This is a genomic window from Parabacteroides leei, from assembly GCF_023369805.1.
GTDB lineage: Bacteria > Bacteroidota > Bacteroidia > Bacteroidales > Tannerellaceae > Parabacteroides > Parabacteroides leei.
In genome coordinates, this window is record NZ_JAMBQG010000014.1 from 103826 (window position 1) to 123618 (window position 19793).

At 41.7% G+C, this 19793-nt stretch carries 11 protein-coding genes; 8 read left to right on the forward strand and 3 right to left on the reverse strand.

Translation table 11 applies throughout. The features are described 5' to 3' along the window. Positions 1–36: 36 nt before the first annotated feature. The gene (locus M1P97_RS18430) at positions 37–978 is read right to left on the reverse strand and encodes a FecR family protein (protein ID WP_249389835.1); all 942 of its coding nucleotides are present in this window, start codon (positions 976–978) and stop codon (positions 37–39) included. Between the two features lie 93 nt (positions 979–1071). Continuing rightward, positions 1072–1641 carry an RNA polymerase sigma-70 factor gene (locus tag M1P97_RS18435; protein WP_195373413.1) on the reverse strand — a complete coding sequence of 190 codons (570 nt, stop codon included), beginning with the start codon at positions 1639–1641 and terminating at the stop codon, positions 1072–1074. Positions 1642–1842: 201 nt separating this feature from the next. On the opposite strand from M1P97_RS18435, the gene M1P97_RS18440 reads away from it, so the two are divergent. Beyond that, the gene (locus tag M1P97_RS18440) at positions 1843–3057 is read left to right on the forward strand and encodes an MFS transporter (RefSeq protein ID WP_249389836.1); all 1215 of its coding nucleotides are present in this window, start codon (positions 1843–1845) and stop codon (positions 3055–3057) included. Between the two features lie 383 nt (positions 3058–3440). On the opposite strand, the gene M1P97_RS18445 is transcribed toward M1P97_RS18440, so the two are convergent. Next, positions 3441–4334 carry a PfkB family carbohydrate kinase gene (locus M1P97_RS18445; protein ID WP_195373415.1) on the reverse strand — a complete coding sequence of 298 codons (894 nt, stop codon included), beginning with the start codon at positions 4332–4334 and terminating at the stop codon, positions 3441–3443. 110 nt (positions 4335–4444) lie between these two features. On the opposite strand from M1P97_RS18445, the gene M1P97_RS18450 reads away from it, so the two are divergent. The 7 genes from M1P97_RS18450 to M1P97_RS18480 all read left to right on the forward strand — a co-directional run bounded on the left by M1P97_RS18450 (position 4445) and on the right by M1P97_RS18480 (position 19786). Beyond that, complete coding sequence (locus M1P97_RS18450) at positions 4445–5410, forward strand: helix-turn-helix domain-containing protein (RefSeq protein WP_195373416.1); 966 nt, start codon at positions 4445–4447, stop codon at positions 5408–5410. A gap of 45 nt (positions 5411–5455) precedes the next feature. Beyond that, the gene (locus M1P97_RS18455; RefSeq protein WP_249389837.1) at positions 5456–7741 is read left to right on the forward strand and encodes a DUF2339 domain-containing protein; all 2286 of its coding nucleotides are present in this window, start codon (positions 5456–5458) and stop codon (positions 7739–7741) included. A 726-nt stretch (positions 7742–8467) separates the two neighbouring features. Further along, on the forward strand, positions 8468–12856 hold the full coding sequence (locus tag M1P97_RS18460; RefSeq protein WP_249389838.1) for a DUF6383 domain-containing protein: 4389 nt from the start codon (positions 8468–8470) through the stop codon (positions 12854–12856). Between the two features lie 258 nt (positions 12857–13114). Further along, on the forward strand, positions 13115–13651 hold the full coding sequence (locus tag M1P97_RS18465; protein ID WP_195373419.1) for an RNA polymerase sigma-70 factor: 537 nt from the start codon (positions 13115–13117) through the stop codon (positions 13649–13651). A 76-nt stretch (positions 13652–13727) separates the two neighbouring features. After that, entirely contained in the window at positions 13728–14906 is a 1179-nt protein-coding gene (locus M1P97_RS18470) for a FecR family protein (RefSeq protein WP_249389839.1), read from the forward strand. Between the two features lie 43 nt (positions 14907–14949). After that, complete coding sequence (locus M1P97_RS18475) at positions 14950–18312, forward strand: SusC/RagA family TonB-linked outer membrane protein (protein WP_249389840.1); 3363 nt, start codon at positions 14950–14952, stop codon at positions 18310–18312. Positions 18313–18331: 19 nt separating this feature from the next. Beyond that, positions 18332–19786: a RagB/SusD family nutrient uptake outer membrane protein gene (locus M1P97_RS18480; protein ID WP_195373422.1), complete on the forward strand. Its 1455-nt coding sequence runs from the start codon at positions 18332–18334 to the stop codon at positions 19784–19786. Positions 19787–19793 lie beyond the last annotated feature (7 nt).

Here is a 19793-nt window from a genome sequence, read left to right on the forward strand (position 1 = left end):
CAATTTTACATAGGCTCTCTTTTTTAGGGTTAAACATCATTTTATATAAATAGCCGAGTCGTCTTTGCTTCGTATAAATGTATATTGGGCATCTTTTTGTAAGATGCTCAATGCTTTATCTATACCATCGGATATACGGAATTTGCCGCTGCAAACATAATCGGCCAGATTGGTATTCTCTATAATAATATGTATACCATAACATTTCTCAAAACGGGTCATTAATTCCTTGAAATGCATATTTCTAAAGCATATAAGTCCTTCTTTCCAACGGAAAAGATCGAAATCGGCAATAGGTTCCGATGATAAATGACCGTTTACCAGAGTCGCTTGCTGATTGGGTGTTAATATCAGGTTGTCGGATGGTTTCTCTCTCTCGACGATCTTGACGGAACCTTCGAGTAAAGAAGTACAAAAGTCTTTCGAGTCGTTATATGCTTCTACATTGAATTTTGTACCTAATACTTCTATGTTACATTTATTTGTTTGCACAAGGAATGGTTTATCCGCGTTATGGGTAACTTCAAAATAAGCTTCTCCGTTCAGTGTGATCTCTCTTTTATCTCCGGTGAATGCAGCGGGATATTTCATTTCCGAGCAGGCGTTCAGCCAGACATTTGTCCCGTCGGGTAAGGTCAGGTTTACGCGTTGACCGGCAGGAACGGTGATTGTATTCATTGCCTGACGGATCTTTTTTATCTCTGATTTATAAGCATAAGTACCACAGGTAATCGCTATCGCTAATACGGCAGCTAGTTTTACCATTTCCAATATTGCTGTCAGATAGAAAGGACGGGATTTCTTTTCTTTCGTAGTCTTTCCGGTATCTCCCGACAGAATCATTGCGTCGAAAAACTCACGCTCCCTGAATAGTTCCTGTTCGTTTTCCTCCGAAGTTTCCAGCCATATACGGATCGCTTCTTTTTCTTCCCGGGAAGCTTTTCCGTCAAAAAACTTATATAGTATTTCTTTTTCCATTTTTTCCGTTTCTGCTTATATAGCAAATAAGGAAAAAACATCCCTAACGGAAAATGGCACTTTTTTCAAAAAAGTTTTTCTCAGGAAAGAGGCTTAGTTTAAAAATCTTGGCAAGAAAGCCAGTAGAGGGAAATAATCCTTCAATGTTATGCGTAGAATTTTTAAAGCTTTAGTGATATGGAATTCGACACTTTTCGTCGAGATACCCAATGCTTCCGCTATTTCTTTGTGGCTTTGGCTATTATAGCGACTGCGGATAAAGATGTCGCGGGTCTGTTCTGGCAGTGTTTTTAAGGCTTTTTCTACCAAAGACTGTAATTCATCGGAAAACAGCTTTTCCGGATTGCAGGCTTCAAGGGTTGCAATCCGCAGATTTAATTCCCAAACATCGCAGTTCTTTAAATATTCGACAATTTCTTCACGTGTGCGCAGACGTTGAAGGTAATTCAAACATTTATGTTTGATGATAGTAAGGATATAAGCCGGCACATTGGAGTCAGTCGCAATCTTTTTCCTGTTTTCCCAATAATACATCAGGCTTTCGATTGCAATATCTTCTGCAATCATATTATCGCCTACGTATGTATTGGCAAAATGGACAAAACGACTTTTATAATCAGTAAATAGCTGATTGAAAGAATGTATCTCGGATTCGCCTTTCATAAATGTATGATCAAATTGGTGATAAAGATATGCATAAATCTGGTTTTTCCTATTTCACACCTTGATTTTCTTCCAATAAAATAATATTTTAATCAACCGGGCTTGAGAGGGGATTGATAACTGGTTTATTGTTTTTTATCGGAAAGATTACCGGGATAAAGAAAATATACCTATTTTTATTTGTTCAAAACATTTGACAAAATGAATCTTAATAACCTCGCTACTTATCCGAAGGAACATATACGTTATGCTGTTCTTTCCTTTTTTCTTGCCCAGGGGCTTTGTTTCTCCAGTTGGGCGAGTCGTATTCCCGATATTAAAGAACTATTCACAGTCAATGATGCGCTCTATTGGGGAATGGTGTTGTTTATGATCCCGGTTGGAAAATTCATAGCCATTCCATTGGCGGGTTACCTGGTGTCGAAACTGGGAAGCCGTATCATGGTGCAGGTGAGTATTATGGGATATGCCGTTTCCCTGTTTGCTATCGGGTCTGCCGTGAATATCTATATGTTGGGAGCATGTCTGTTCTCTTTTGGCGTATTCTGGAATTTATGCGATATCTCGTTGAATACGCAGGGGATCGGGATCGAACGTCTTTATGGGCGGACGATCATGGCTTCTTTTCACGGAGGATGGAGTCTGGCAGCCTGTCTGGGAGCCCTGATAGGTTTTATTATGATCGTTTCCGGTATTACTCCTTTCTGGCATTTTACGATGATTGCCGTGATAATTCTTTTTATAACGATGTTTAGCAGGGGGTACCTGCAGGAAGATACGGAGCAGGTGAAGGCCGGAGGAGAAGTTGTAAAAGAAGATAAGTCAGAGAAATGGCAATATATAAAACGCCCGGAGATGCTGCTTATCAAACTCGGTTTGGTAGGTTTATTTGCCTTGATCGTGGAAAGTGCAATGTTTGACTGGAGTGGTGTGTACTTTGAGTCGGTATTACAGGTACCGAAATCGTTGCAGATCGGATTCCTGGTATTTATGGTGATGATGACCGTAGGACGTTTCCTGGCTAATTATGCGTACCGGATATTAGGTAAACAGCGGGTATTGCAGTTGTCCGGTGCTTTTATTTTTCTTGGGTTCTTTATATCGGCCCTACTGGGAAGTTCTTTTGATTCGATGGTATTGAAGGTGATCGTAAACTCTTTCGGTTTCATGTTGGTAGGATTGGGTATTTCCAGTATGGTGCCTACAATTTATAGCTTGGTCGGTGCAAAGTCCAAAACACCGGTCGGTATTGCTCTGACTATTCTGTCGAGTATCAGCTTTATAGGTTCACTGATCGCTCCGCTCTTGATTGGCGCTATTTCGCAGGCATTCAATATGGAATATGCCTATATGGTGGTAGGTCTTTTAGGTCTATGTATCTTGTTGATGACTACGTTCAGTAAAGCTTTTAAATGATTCGGTATTTGTCAGTTTTGAGCAATCATTGAAGCTATCCCCTTATCAAAGAGACTTCGCCATTACAGGTTCATTTGCCGTCTGCTTTAGCTGACGGATTACAAGTTGTTTCTCCTTTTTTGGCTTTAGCCACATTTCTCTTAACAGAGAGTGTGTATTTAAAATGGGACTAAAGTCCAATGAGAGAGAGCATTTACTAATCCGTCAGTTAAAACTGACGGCAAATGAACCTGTAACTAAGCCTGCCTTATTAAGGACAGTTAGCCGGTGGGCACATAAGCTCATATCTTGCTATAATAGCTCAATTATTTCTAACATCCGAGCGCGAAGCCCAATTATTCATTATTAATTATTAATTGAAAAGGTTTCACCTTTTGCTAAATTTAAATTTCCGGCAAACGTTGTTCTGCCGTCTCCATGCAACGGATGACATCTTCCTTGGTTCCATTGAAAGGACCTGATGCTTCGATCTTAATGGTCGACATGGCAGCTGCGAAGCACCCTGCTTCTTCTATCCCGGCACCTTTGGCACGCTGATACAGGTAGCCGGTCATGTAAGTGTCGCCACAGCCGGTGGCATCGACAATTTCTTTCGGCTTATAAGCCGGTATCTTATGGAATGCCTGTCCGTCATAAATGACAGATCCCAGACTGCCTAAAGTGATCAATACCTCTTTTACTCCCCAGGTATATAACTGTTTAGCAGCACTGGCAACATCTGCGTATCCGGTCAGTGCTACCATCTCAAGTTCATTGGCTTTCAGGAAATGGATATATTTCAGTGCTTCCTCTTTCCCGACCCAGTCGGTGGCGTATACATTTTTATCCCTTACTTCCCGTAGATAACCTTGCGAGTCGGCCGAGACAAATCCTTTGTTGGCCATGTATTTTACTATATCCAATGAAAAGTCGTCTGCCAACAAGCTGCCCAGGTGGAATATTTTTGCTTCCACATCTTTCAGGTAATCGATGGTGAAGGGATCGGCTTTAGCCAATACCCGTTGTGTACGGTTATCCTGATTCTCTCCATAGATGTTTTCAAAATAAACGGAATGTTTACTGGGCATTACCGCGACGTCGATTCCTTCAGACCGCAGTCTGTCGACCTCCTTCATTTCAGATTCTGCAAGCGCGGTTATCAATGTGTAATCTATATCGTTGAAATGTTTGATTGCATGCGAGAAGTAAAATGCGGTTCCTCCCGCCATGTGTACAGTATTTTTAGGGGTCACTATCTTGTCTAACGTGATGTGCCCTATACAGCAAAGATCATGCATATTATTGATTATTTGTAAATACGTACAAAAGTAGTCAAAATTGCAACGGATAGGAACCGTATCTTTATTTTTATTATTTTTGTCTATTGACGATCATTAAAATTGTTGTTATGAGTAAAAACCTGATTCATGAAAAATTCGTTGGCGCAATCAGAGAGAAGATACCGCACAAAGCAACCTTAACCAACACATTGGTTGAATTACTGAGCCTGGAGAGAGAGGCTGTTTATCGTCGTATGAGGGGCGATGTAGCTTTCTCCTTCTCGGAGATTGCGGCGATCTCCAATAAACTAGGACTCTCGTTGGATAATCTGGTCGGAACAAACTCGGCTAAAAGTCGTCCTTACCAGTTGAGTCTGGTGGAGTATGTCGATCCGATCGAAGACGATTACAAGATGTGGGGACTGTACAACGAACGACTGAAGGAAGCACGGGAAGATCCGGCCTCCTGTAATGTGGAATGTATAAACGTTCTGCCAACTATTTTTTTGCTCGATTATACACATATCACCCGTTTTTATTTGTTTAAATGGTATAACCAGTATGGCCATTCGGATAGGAGTGTCCATTTCCGGGATATTGAATCAGCAGAGAAATTGTTGGAAGTCCAGCGGGTAACAGCCATCGAATCCAAACATATAAAGAATACTACTTATATATGGGACCCTTTGATCTTCCAGTATATAGTAAATGATCTCCAGTATTACAGCAGTATCCGTCTGATCGATATGGAGGATGTCCATTCGATAAAACAAGAATTACTGCATTTTCTTAATAAGTTGGAGATTCTTGCTTCGAGGGGAACGTATAGTGATACCGGTAATCCGATACAACTCTATATATCCAATATTAATTTTAATGCCAGTTACAGTTATCTGGAAACCAAGAGCTTGCGTATCAGTATGATCCGTGCTTTTATCTTGAATTCGGTTATTTCACTGGACGAGAAGGCGTACGGGATATTTTATAACTGGATGCAGGCGCTATTGAAATCGTCGACGATGATCTCTGTCAGTGGGGAGAAACAGCGTATCTTATTTTTTGAAAAGCAAAGGGCGATTATTGATTGCCTGTAATCCAAATAAATCCGTATCTTAGTTGCGATCTTTAAATATAACGTTATGGAATTTCTACTAGTCGTACTGATCGTTGTCGTGTGGGTCAGCCTATATTCTCATATAAGTAAGATGAATGCTCATGCAGATGCTCTCCGGAAAGATATTTACAGTCTGAAGAAGTTTGTGGAATCTCAGTTGGAAGAGATAAAACGGCAATCGGGAACAAGTACGACTATCATAACGGAGGATATTCCGAAAGAGGTAGTAATAGAAGAACCGGTACAAAATATTGCAGAAGAACCTGTTACGGTTTCTGTGGAAAAGTCGGACGAGGTAGAAATCCAACCCCTGATCCAGCCGTTCGGCCTCGTCAAAGAGAAAAAGAAAGTCGATTACGAGAAATACATCGGAGAGAATTTATTCGGAAAGATAGGTATCCTTGTCCTTGTGGTCGGTATGGGATTGTTTGTTAAATATGCGATCGATAAGGATTGGATAAATGAAGTATTCCGTACAATCCTGGGCTTTGTGGTCGGCGGTGGCTTGTTGGTGGTGTCGCAAAGGCTGAAGAACACCTACCGCACATTCAGTTCCCTGCTGGCGGGTGGCGCTTTTGCTATTTTTTATGTAACGGTGGCGATGGCTTATCATTATTATGGTTTGTTCAGCCAGACTGTTGCGTTTGTTATATTGGTGGTACTGACGGTGTTGATGTCCCTGCTTTCGGTAATTTACAACCGGCGCGAATTGGCTATTATAGGTTTGGTGGGTGGCTTTATCGCTCCTTTCCTGGTCAGTAACGGGATGGGAAACTACCTGGTTCTGTTTATTTATCTGACAATTTTGAATCTGGGTATGTTCGGTTTGTCGCTGTATAAGAAATGGGGTGAGTTACCTGTTATCGGCTTTGTGGCTACTTATGTGATCATGCTGGGATATTCACTGGTGGCTGACCTGGATATTGCCGGAAGCGGACAATTGATCCATCTGTTGCTTTTCTCCACCTTGTTTTATCTGATATTCCTGCTGCCTGTCGTTTCTGTGTTGCGTACGGATAATAAGAAAGCGAATCAGCCGTTGATGATGATTGTAGTATTGAATAATTTCATCTATCTTTATTTTGCTTTATGGTATCTCCATGAGTTGCAGTTGCCTTATAATATCAAAGGTGCATTCACCCTGTTTATTGCTTTGGTTAATGCATGTCTTGCTTTTGCCATACGTCGGAGAAAGTCGGATACGGGTTATCTGTTTACCGCATTGACAGGTATGTTTCTGACCTTTATTTCGATAAGCACACCTATTCAGTTGGAAGGTAGTTTCATTACGCTGCTTTGGGCTACCGAAATGGTTGCTGTCCTGTGGTTTTTCACAAAGTTCCGGCAGACTGTTTATGAGTATTTTGCTTTAGCTCTTCTTTTCCTGACAATCATTTCTTTCCTGATCGATGTGGAGAATGCCTTATCGGAAGGTCTTGTTCAGCCTTTGTTGCTGAACGGTACATTTGCTACCGGGATCTTTACCGGGTTGGCCTTTGGCTTGTTTGCCTGGTTGATGGAACGGGAGAAAGAACTGTTTGCCGGGGCGACAAGCCTGAAATATATTCCTTTTAGTGTGATTTCGTTACTGGTTGCCTGTAGTGTGGTATATCTTTCGTTTATTGTAGATTTCTACCGTAATATAGCGTACTGGCCGTTGAGTTGTTGTTCTTGTCTGGCCTTTACAGGCTTTACCCTATTATTACTGTTGATAGGGTTGAGGAAGCGTTTTCCGATGGAGCGATTCTCTGTTGTTTACGCGGTGGCAGCGGGGCTTTCCGGCTGTCTGTTTATCCAGCTTTCGCGGGTTGCCAACGAGTATGGTGATTCTTCCCTGTTTATTTTGCAGTGGACATCCCTCGTTATTGTAGTGATCCATCTGTTTCTTCTTGGAAAATGGTATTACCGTTCTTTCGATTTCCGTCAGAAAAGGGCGAACCCGATGACTTCGTTTATTGCAATTGCTTCAACTATACTATGGGCAGTTGCTGTGCATAATATATTGTATCTTTCCGGTTTACAGAATGAATCGAGTGCAGCCCTTTCCATTACCCTGAGTATTGCGGGCTTTATTCAAATGTCGTTTGGTATGCGTTTGCATCTGAAGATTCTGCGTATGATTAGCCTGGCTGTCTTTGGCGTTGTTCTTCTGAAGCTGGTCATTGTCGATTTGTGGTTGCTGCCTACGGTCGGAAAGATCATTGTCTTTATCATGCTGGGGGTTATCCTGCTTGTCCTGTCCTTCCTGTATCAGAAGCTGAAGAAGGTGTTGTTTATGGATAATGATGACAATCTATCGGCAAATGGGTAAGTGCCAATTACCTTTGTATTGTTGTTGTTCTCCTTCCTTCTCATCTCCTTTATGTGCTTCCTGTTCTTGCTGACTCCTCACTTAATATTTGTTTGACAGGGGTGGGACAGCTGTTCGACCCGAATGGGACAGCTGTCTGACACTCGTCGAACAGTTGTTTGACCTGTGTCGAACAAAGATTAGTTCGGCATGTATTCCCCTTTACCCCGCAGGTGATTGTCGGCAGATGCCGGATCGTTTAAATTGCCTCCGTAGTAGTAGCCGACAGATGGCTGGAAAGAGAGAAAAGAACCTGCTTTTCAGGTGAATTTTGGGGGAAGTTTGAAAATCGGTGAATCGGGTGTTCGTAAGGTGCTGGAAATGAGATATCAAAAAAATACATATATAAGATGTACGCGGGTACATTATATATAAGGAAAAGTGATTTAAATTACTTTTATGGTGAGTATTACGAACAAATCGGAATGACTAGAAATAACGTTCCTTTTTTCTAGTCTACAAATTTAGATATAAGTTTTGTTTCTGCAATCATTTTGTAAAAATATTTTCCCTCTCTATATGCTTTCTTATCAACCGAATAGCAAAGTTTGTACGAAATAGGGCGTTCTGGCCACGAACCCGGAAAGAATGACTAGAAAAAAGGAACGTTTTAGCTAGTCATTACAGCTATAGAACGTGTACAAAGAAGTTTTCATTAACATTAGTATTAATATTAAATTTAGAATTATGAACAAAAAGTTTTCTACGCTTGTTGCCAGCGTCCTGCTGGCGGGTGCCGTTGGAACTGTGGGTGCTGTTGTTCCTTACAACAGTTATGTGAAGAGTGTCGGTGTCGGTACTCAGGCAGAAACAGTTGTTAATGGTGTGTCCTATCAATTGACTTCAGGCGCTAATGTTCTGGTTATGCAGGAACAGAGCAATGGTACTATGGCATTAAAGATGGTTGCTGCTGATGAAGCAGACTTGATGTCTTCTTTATGGACGATTGTATCTGAAGATGATGGTGAAGGTGGTGTTTCTTATACATTCATCAACAAAGCAACAGGTCTTCCTCTTGCATTCGATACAAAAGATGCAAAATTAGGTGGTACAAATGCTACAAATGCAATGGGTAATGTTTCTTTGTGGAAATGGAGAACTGGTACTTCTGTCAAAGGTGCTAAAGATTTAGTGTCTTATTTCCATAAGGACTCTGCTTTGGTTTTGGAAAATAACGGAGGTGCGATTTCTGCAAAGAAAGTGTATGCAAAGACAACAACTCCTTCAAGTTCTTTTACTGTTGATGCATATCAGGCAGAGGAAGTTGTTTTAGGGGTTGATGCTTTGAACTCTATGTTGGGTATCCAGCCGATAGATGGCAAGATGAAGTTAGGCTTCACTCGCGATCAGTTGAATGGTGTTGAGAACATTTGGTTAAAAGAGTACACAGCAGTAACGGCTCTTGGTGAAAGTGTTGTAGCTAAAGCTGCGCAAGCTGCTGCTCAAGCTGCAAAGAATGTAAATACTCCTTCTGGAGTTGCAGATGCCATTATTGCAACAATTATTCCTAGCTATACAGCTGCTCAAAAAGAGATTGTATATACAATCGCAACAGAGGCTGCTAAAGGAAGTACAGTTGCTGAAGCAAAAACCAAAGCTACTACTGCTGTTGGTAAATATACTTCAGCTCAAACTGCAGCGACTCATGAATATGATTATGCAGTGCTGCAACAGACTGCTATTAACGCTTTAACTGCTGCAACTTATGCTGAATTTGTTGATGCTGTGGATGGAGCTTCTGTTACAACAGCTTCTTTGAAAAATGATGCAAAAGGCTTAGTTGCAGAAGCCGGTTATAGCTTGACTGCTGCAAAAACGGCTATCCAAGGAATGGAAGATGAATATGTTGCAAAAAAAACTAGTGCAGATCAAAAGAAGGCTATCAGAGATTTGATTGATGCTGAGATTGATAAATTAGCTAGTGTTGACTTTGCAAATTTTGTCATTGGTATCAAAGCTATATCTTTACCAGCTGTAGATCAGGTTATATTTAAGGAGTTAATAGATAAGGTTGCTTTAGTGGCTGAAGCTGATTGTGGTGCTCCTTTTGCGATAGGAACAGCTCAAACTGCAGCAAAAGCTACATTAGCAGATTATGATGCTGCAGCAGCAGCGGCTGCTTCTAATCTGACAGATGTTCAGGCAATTAATACTAAAGTTAAAGCATTGACTGGCGTTAATTCAAAAGCTGATTACGATGCTGCTGTAGAAGCAGTTACCGTAGGTGCTTCATCTGCTACAACCGACGAAATGAAGGCAGTTCAAAAGGCTATGAAAGCATTGGTTGCTGGTCCTGGTTTTGTAAAACCAACGCCTGAAGCAGTTTTAGCTGTAGTTCGTTCTTTTGAAGATGCTAAGTTGGCTGCAACAGGAGCAAATACAATTGCAACAACTGTAGGTTCTGCAGTTTCTAGCTATAATGGTGATAAAGCACAGGTTCTTGCCGCTATTAATGCAACAAAACAATCTTATTATTCTACAGAAGAAAATGATGCTGTAACAGCTATTCATGATGCTGCTAATGCAAAAACAGCTGTGGCTGAAGTTATTGATGCTGCTGTAGAAAAAGCTGCAGAATATGTTGGTGCTTCTGCTGATTATGTATCTTTGGCTTCAAATATCAATAAAACAGATGCAAGCAAGACTACATATCTGCGTGTAGATACTACTTATTTGACAACTGTATCTTCTGATAAGTATCAGTTGGCATTTGCTGTCGGTACATTTAATTCTGCATTGAAAAACTCTAAAAAACAGTTGGTTGATGCACGTTTACAAGAAGACTTCAATGGTCGTTATAGCTTCAAGTTCACTTATTATCCTACTCAGGATTCTTTGATGATTGAACCGGCTTCTTACATTTATCCATTTACTGACAAAGCATATGCTGATATAACTAATACAGAAGTTGCAACAGCTAAAGCTAAACCGGAATATGCTGGTCAGCAGGTTAAATTGGCTATTTTGGCTAAGGATCACCGTGAAGTGACAGTAGGTGTAGCTGATAAAACGAACACATCTACATCTGCTACAACTATCAACACTCGTATCTACTTGGGTGGAAATTCAAACTACGAACGTACAACTTTGGCTTCCGGTGTTTATTTCTTCAATCTGGTAACAGATCTGAAATCAAGAATAGATGACAATGGTAAATATCGTGTAGCTACTTATTGTGGTGATAACTGGAAAGCTTATGAAAACGAAGAAACAACTCAGCGTTTTGGTAAAGCTCAGGACTTCAATCACATGCCACGTACTCAGTGGGTTGTTGAACAGAACGAAGGCGTAGCTGGAATTCAGACTGTAACTATCACAAACCGTGAATTTGGTGTTCGTTATAATAATGTCCAATTGTACAAAGCTGGTGACAATGTATTTGCTCAGGTAGGTGCATTTGCTAATACTTCTGTAATTGATACATTGGCTTATACTAAGGTTGCTGACAAATATACATCAGACAAATACCTTGGTTACAAGAAGTTTGAAAAAGCATTAGACTACGAAAAATTCTACAACTTGGATTATCTGTCAGGTATGGAATTGGGTAACTATGTAAGCTTCAAGGGTGACTCTTCTGTTTATGTAGACCTGAAGGGTGGTAAGACATTCATCGAATTTGTTCCTGCTTCTGAAGATACTGAATTCGGTTATGCAAGCACAAAAGCAGGTGCTGTACAGCTTTATAAAGCAGCTTATGCACTGCGTGTTCATAACGAAACATTGTTGACTACTGGTAGTTATTATGTAACAGTTGGTAAAGATGGTAAATCTTATGTAATCACTCACGAAACTAGCGGTATTACTCCTTCTTACTTTGTTCTGAAAGAAAATAACGAATTGGTTTCTGAAGAAGGTGACACTACTTGTTACTATGCATTGCAGCAAGTTTCACGTTATGTAGACGATAAGAAATTCTATGTAAATAGCGACTGGAATCGTGTAGGTGTACGTGACGCTTCAATGGCATTTACTGTAGAAGAATCTTGTTATTTCACTCCTGAAAAACGTATCGCTACTTTCGCTGTAGTTGAAGATAACACTCCGTTGTATCGTCGTCTGGGCGTATCAAAGGCTGATGATGGCTTCCTGGATATGACAGTTCAGAACGGTAAGATCTATACAGTAAACAGTGCTGCTAAAGAATATCTGTATGAAGATGCAACAAGCAAATATTCAGCAGGTAAGAATATTAACTTCCTGGGTCTTGAAGGTAAGGGTGTAGATGCTAAATCAGCGATGTTCGTTGATACAGCTTATGTACGTGGAAACACTAACATGCCTCAGTATATGTTAGTAATGAATCCGCAGATTGTTAAGGCTGATACAGTTTGGTGTAACGCTACATCAACTCACAAACATGCTACATTGGCAGACTCTCTGGCTTGTCCTCACACAACTATTACTCCGGCTAGCATCACAGGTCGTTACCTGATCAATGCAGAAGACTCTGTTGCTGCTGGTGATAATAATTATGTATGGAATACTAAGTACACTCGTTTGGCATTTGTAGATGCTAAACATATCGGTGATACATTGGTGATCTTCCGTAATGGTAAAGCTAGCACTGCTGCAAAAGACTCTATCTTCTTAGGTAATAATGACCATAACAAGGTAACAACAGCAAGACCTAACGGTATTAAGAATCCGGTATTCGCATTCCGTTTGGTTAATGCAGATGCTTGTGACTTCTTGATCGAATCAGCAGGTGATCATAAGATCCCGTCAGATGGAACAGGTAAATGGGTTGCTATTAAGAATGGTGTTCCTGTTGTAGCTGCAATGGAAACTTATACAGATGCTATCCGTGACGCTGAAATCTTCAACATCGAACCGACTGAAGAATTCGCAACATCTAATGAAGGTGTCTCAACATCTGAAGTTTCAGTAATTGCTGGTAACGGAATCGTAACTATCAAGGGTGCTGCCGGTAAGACTGTTGCTATCAGCAACGTTCTTGGTCAGACAATTGCTAACACAGTTCTTTCTTCTGACAACGCAGAAATCGCTGCTCCTGCTGGTGTAGTTGTAGTTGCTGTGGAAGGTGAAGCTGCTGTTAAAGCAATCGTAAAATAAGAAATTTTTTTAATCAAAAATAATCTGTCACGCGGTCATCGGCCAATTACCCCGCGAGGGCGAACAAGTGACAGTTTAATACTAAAGTAATAAAATAAAGTTCTTCTGCCAGTACTCCTGCGAAGGAGGAACACAGACACAAAAAAGGCCCCGGAAGTTTCAAATTTCCGGGGCTTTCTTGTGAAATATATAATTTTATGTAACTTTAAGCACCCAAAAATAGTAAAGTGTTAGATATCCGGCGATTATAAAAAGAGTGTGAGCAATGACGAGAAAATAAATTTAACTGATGAACAGGTTTTTCGAAATCTGTTTGACCGCTACTATGTACCTTTGTGTGTCTTTGCGGAACGCTATGTGGAAGACGAGGAATTAGCGTCGGATATTGTGCAGGAATGCTTTGTCAGGCTTTGGCAGAAGCAAAATGACTTTCAGTTTATTTATCAGGTCCGGTCGTTTATGTACACCTGTGCCCGCAATTCCTGTTTGAACGAACTGGAGCATCGCCAGGTGGTGTCAGGATATAAAGAAACAACAGCTGCGCGTATGGAAGAATCGACTTTCCATGACTATCTGATAGAAGAAGAAATGCACCGCGTTGTAATGGAAGCAGTGGATAAACTGCCTTCACAAAGCCGTAATATTATACGGTTGGCCCTGGAAAACAACTCGAATGCAGAGATTGCTGAGAAACTGTCCGTCTCCAAAGAAACCGTACATACACTAAAGAAAGGAGCCTATAAGAAACTCCGTTCTTTCCTCAAAGAATACTACTATTACGTACTATTTCTCTAGCCCGGTTAAAAAAATATTCAATGCCATTCACCCTGTTTTTAACTTCGCCTGTTTTACTTAATAAAAGATCACAGGAATGTTGGAACAAGATTTCTATATTGCAGCATTAATAGCTAAATCAGTAACAAACTCACTGTCTGAAGAAGAAGCGCAGGAGCTGGAACGGTGGAAAAATGCCTCTGAGCATAATCTCCGTTTATTCGAGTCGATGTGCCGGAAGGAAAACTTGTATGCACATTTCCGGCGGGCAGAAAAATATGATAAGGCAGTTGGTTGGGAACAGGTACAGAAGCGTATCCGTGTGACACGCCGCAAAAAACTCTATCTGGCTATTTGTCAGTATGCTGCCATCTTCCTTCTTCCGTTGGCCGCAGGAATCCTTACCTGGCATTTTACCCGTGACGAGGGGCGGACTTTCCCGGAACCGGTTTTGGCTGAGACTATGCATATAACTCCGGGTGAGAGCAAGGCGGTATTAACTCTCGGTGATGGGACGGTGGTCGGGCTCGATGCCGAATCCCGGGACGAACTCAAGGAATCCGGTATACAGATCAATGTAAATGATGCAGAACTGGCCTATAATAAGAAAGAGACTGATGTCGTTGCCAAAGAAGTAGTAGTCTATAATAAAATAGATATTCCGCGTGGAGGAGAATATAAACTCCGGCTGAGCGATGGTAGCCTGGTTCATCTGAATGCAATGAGTTCATTGCGTTATCCGGTTCATTTTTCCGGTGATTCCCGCGAAGTGGAACTGACGGGCGAAGCCTTTTTCGAAGTCAGTAAAAGCAGATCTCCTTTCATCGTAAAAACAAAAGGTATAGATGTACGCGTGTTAGGTACAATGTTTAATGTGTCAGCTTATCCGGACGACCATTGTATACAAACGACACTGGTGACCGGCTCTGTTCGTATTCATACGAAGGAAGGGGGAAGTATAGATTTAAAACCGTCACAGCAGGCGGAACTCGATAATGAGTCGCACGAACTGGTAGTCCGGCAGGTAGATGTATCTCTTTACACCTCGTGGATACATGGAAAGATCTATTTCAAAGACGAACGGCTTGAAGATATTATGACTGCTTTATCACGCTGGTACGATGTGAATGTCATTTATGGTAATGAAAATGTGAAGAATCTTCGGTTTGGATGTAACCTGAACCGGTATGAAGAAATCGACCCTTTCCTGGAACTGTTGAGGGCTACAGGCAAAGTAAAGACGAAAGTGGAGAAACGAAACATCACTATCTATTGATTAAAAACAAAATAGCATAAGGTCTAATTTAAAATTTATTGTTATGAGAAAAGGCAAAGAGAACTTCCGAGAAGGCAGTGGAAAGAGAATCCTCTGCATATCCGGTTTGGTCTGTTTATTTCTGACAACCGGGCTTGCACAAGCTCCGGCCCGTTCGGCGATACCTAGTGCGACTGTGACTGTCGCTTTCAGTAATGCAACCTTACGGGATGTGATCTGGGAGTTGCAAAAACAGACCGATTTTACCTTCGTATACAGCACTCCCGATGTGCAGAATGTGAAAGTGAACAAGGTGGATGTTGTTAATGAAGATGTCTATAAGGTGCTCGATAAATGTTTGGATAAAACGAATCTGGCATATACTATTCATAATGGAGTGGTGGCTATCCGCCATACAACCGACATGGTAAGCGCTGCTGTTGTTCAGCAAAAAAAGATGGTGCAGGGAAAAGTATTCGATGAGACAGGTGAAACTGTTCCCGGAGCAAATATAATCGTGAAAGGTACTGTTTATGGTACGACAACCGATATGGACGGAAACTTTGCGTTGGAAGTGGAAGACGAAAAGAATGTAACGCTCGTTGTTTCTTTTGTCGGCTATAGTCCGAAAGAAGTACGTGTATCGGGAAATTCTCCTTTGAAAATTGTATTGGAATCGGAAAACCAGCAACTGGAAGAGGTGGTTATTACCGGGTATGGAACATATAAGAAATCAGCTTATGCCGGTTCTGCTTCAACGGTAAAGACGTCGGAGGTGAAAGATGTTCCGGCCGTTTCATTCTCTCAGGTATTGCAGGGTGCAGCTCCCGGAGTACAGATTTCGTCGGCATCCGGTCAGCCGGGGGCTTCTTCCTCCATTAATATTCGTGGTATGGGATCTTTCAATGCATCCAATTCTCCTCTGTATGTGATAGATGGTGTACCGGTAAACTCCGGGAATATCAGTAGTACAGGATCAGATGCAGGTATGGATATTATGTCAACTATCAATACATCGGATATAGAGAATATTACTGTTATAAAAGATGCTGCGGCAGCTTCCTTGTATGGTTCGCGTGCAGCCAACGGTGTGATCCTGATCACAACCAAGCAGGGAAAAACAGGAAAACCTTCGGTTTCGTTGAAAGCCGACTGGGGTTTCTCTGACTTTGCCATGGATTACCGTGAAGTAATGGGTGGGGAAGAACGTCGCAATCTGATTTATGACGGGTTGGTAGCCGACGGTATGGTTCATAAAAAGATGACGGAAGCAGAAGCCCGTGAGTATGCCGACGGTGAAATCGACGATTATGCCCCGAAGCCCTGGTGCGGATATATCGACTGGGATGATGTACTGTTCCAGAAGGGTAGTCATCAGACTTATGAAGCGTCTATTACCGGAGGTTCGGATAAATTCAAATATTATAGTTCTTTGGGTTATCTGAAACAGGAAGGTGTTGCTTTGAATTCCGGTCTGGAACGTATTACCGGCCGTGTAAATATCGATTATCAGGCCACCAAGCGGTTCAGCTTGGGTGTAAAAGCTTTATTTGCGAATGTAAACCAGGATGTGAACGACGAGGGAACTTCTTATACTTCTCCATTCTATACATCCAAGAGTGCTGTTACACCTTCCGACCCTGTCTATAACGAAGACGGTAGTTGGAACCGCGAATTAATTCGCATCGCCGATCGCAATCCTTTGCTATCGGCCACTTACGACTATCGTCGTGAACATCTTACCCGTGCATTTAATACGGTATATGCGCAGTATGAATTTATAGATAATCTGAAATTCAAGACGACGTTGAGTTACGATTATACTTTGTCGAAAGGCGATCGCTGGTATGACCCGCGTACCTCAAACGGTGATGATTTGAACGGAGATATGAAGAAAGTATTCTACGAATACCGGAAGCTGGTCTGGGAAAATGCGTTGAGCTATCAGACAACTATTGCCGACAATCATCATCTGGATGTACTGGCCGGTTACGAAACGGATATGTTCGACCGCGACCATCTATCCGGCGAATCATCCAACTTTGCCCGTTATGACAGGAATGATGTGGAGAACGGTATGAAGCTGGAATCCGTAGGAGGGTATAGCCGTGCATATCGTCTGGTTTCTTATCTGACACGTATAAACTACGATTATAAGAATAAATATTATTTAGGTGGTAGTTATCGTCTGGATGGCAGTTCCCGTTTGTCGAGTTCGAACCGTTGGGGTAGCTTCTGGTCTGTTTCCGGAGCATGGAGAGTTATTGACGAAGATTTCATGGTAGATTTAAAAGATCAACTGACCGATTTGAAGGTAAGAGCCTCTTATGGTGTGAATGGTACGCTTCCTTCTGACTATTACGGATATATGGGCTTGAGTTCTATCAAAGAAGGTTATCTGGAACAGCCAGGTATCCTGCAGTCGCAACTGGAAAATAAAGACCTTTCCTGGGAAACCAATCATAACTTCAACCTGGGACTCGATTTCGGTATCTTCAACCGGTTGAATGTGACACTGGAATACTATACTCGCCGCACTAAAAACTTACTGATGGATCGTCCGCTGTCTATGACAACCGGTTTCGATAAGTTTCTGATGAATATCGGTGAGGTGAAGAATCATGGTGTCGAACTGGAAATTAATTCGACGAACATTTCCAATAAAAATTTCAGTTGGAATACAACGTTTAACCTGGGGCATAACAAGAACAAGGTCGTTCGTTTGGATGGTGTGCAGACTGAAATTGTCAGCGGTTCACAGATCCGTAAAGTAGGAATGCCTTATCGTACCTTCTATTTGATTGAATTTGCAGGTATTAATCCTGAAACCGGTGTTCCTCAGTTCTATACCAATAAGCAGAACGCCGACGGCAGCTTTGATAAGACAATCACTGAAGATCCCAGTGAAGCTTACCGTATTGCTACAAAACATGCAGATCCTGTAGTGCAGGGAGGTCTTTCTAACAGCTTGCGTTATAAGGGTTTTGATCTGAACTTTATGCTCTCTTATCAGTTCGGAGGTTATTCGTATGATAACTGGGCACAGAAAACGGAACATGGTGGCGATGACCCCGAAGCCAATATCCCCATTTATTATCGTGACCGTTGGCAGAATCCGGGCGATCAGACGGATATCGAACGCTTTATCCTGAATGGCGATGTCTCTATGAAATCGTATGCAACGACTCGTCGCCTGCACAGTACGAATTTTATCCGTCTGAAAAACCTGACATTTGGCTATTCTTTACCGAAAGCATGGACAAGTGCTGCCGGTATCGACAAGGTTCGTCTGTACGTATCCGGCAATAATTTGCTGACATGGGCGAAGTATAAATATTACGATCCGGAAGCAGTTAGTGGTGGTACAGCCATTTGGGGTACTCCTCCATTACGCTCGGTTACTTTTGGATTAAATGTTAATTTCTAATCATAAAGTGTACAATATAATGAAAGCATTAAATTATATATTATCCGGTGTTTTAACCCTGTTCGCAACTTCCTGTGGCGACGGTTGGCTAGATTTAGACTCATCGACAGAGATTCCCTCGGAAGGTTCTCTCGAACGTTTGTCGGATTTTCAGTATGCGTTGAACGGCATCTACAGTGCCATGCAGAATTCGGACGGTTACTCCGGACGTATCATTTATTACGGCGATGTAACAGCCGATGATGTACAAGCTAACGGTGCAACCAAGCGTACCGGTAGTTATTATTTGCTGAAGTATACGAAAGACAATGCACCTTCCACCTTATGGCAGATTCCCTATGAGCTTACCCGTAATGCGAATATCATTCTGGAAGAGATCGTAAATATCCCGGAAACAGAAGAGAACGAGGAAGAACGCAGTGATATAATCGGACAGGCACTGACTATCAGAGCACTGGCCTTGTTTGATTTGACTCGTATTTATGGTTACCCCTATACAAAGGACAACGGTGCTTCCTGGGGGGCATGTATCGTGCAGGATGTTCGTCAGATCGATAGTAAGCCATCCCGTAACACTGTAGCCGAATGTTTTGACGCTATCATTAAAGACCTGAATGATGCCATTCCACAACTCAGTCCGGAGTTTAATTTCGGAAAGATGAATCGTTGGGGTGCAATGACTTTGTTGAGCCGTGCTTACCTGTACAAGGGGGATAATGAAAATGCTTTGAAAGTGGCTGAAGAGGCTATAGCCGGTGCAGCCAAGTATAAATATCACCTGTGGAGTAACGAAGAATATCCCACAGCCTGGGGAGATGAACGTAGTGCTTCCGATCCCGGTGAAGTATTTTTCGAGATCGTTAATCTGACGGTAGATAGTCCGGGAAAAGAAAGTATGGGATATCTTTGTTGGCGCAGCGGATATTCGGATATGATCCTGACCAGCTCTTTCTTCGGATTGTTGAATGAGGACCCGGATGATGTTCGTAACAAGGTGTACGAAATCTATAAGGCAAAAGCTTATATCAATAAGTATCAGCCACAGAAAGGTGAAAACCCGGCAGATGCCAATATACCGTTGTTACGTATGTCCGAACTTTATCTGAATGCAGCTGAGGCGGCTGTTAAATTGGGCAATAATGTAAAAGCTGTTAAGTATCTTGAACCGATCGTGAACCGTGCAAATCCGGAAATGACAGTAAAAGATGAGACGCTTTCACTTGAACGTGTATTGAACGAGCGTCGTAAAGAGTTCTACGGTGAAGGCCACCGTTTGTATGATGCTTTACGTAATAACCAGACAATAGAGCGTAAAGATGTGAAGATATCTGCTATCAGCAGTACGAAACATCTCTCAATGCCGGATGAAGCAAAGAAATTTGATCGGAATTATTATAAAGTTGTGCTTCCTATTCCTAAATTTGAAATCGATACGAATCCAAATATCGCATCACAACAGAATCCTGATTATTAAATAGATA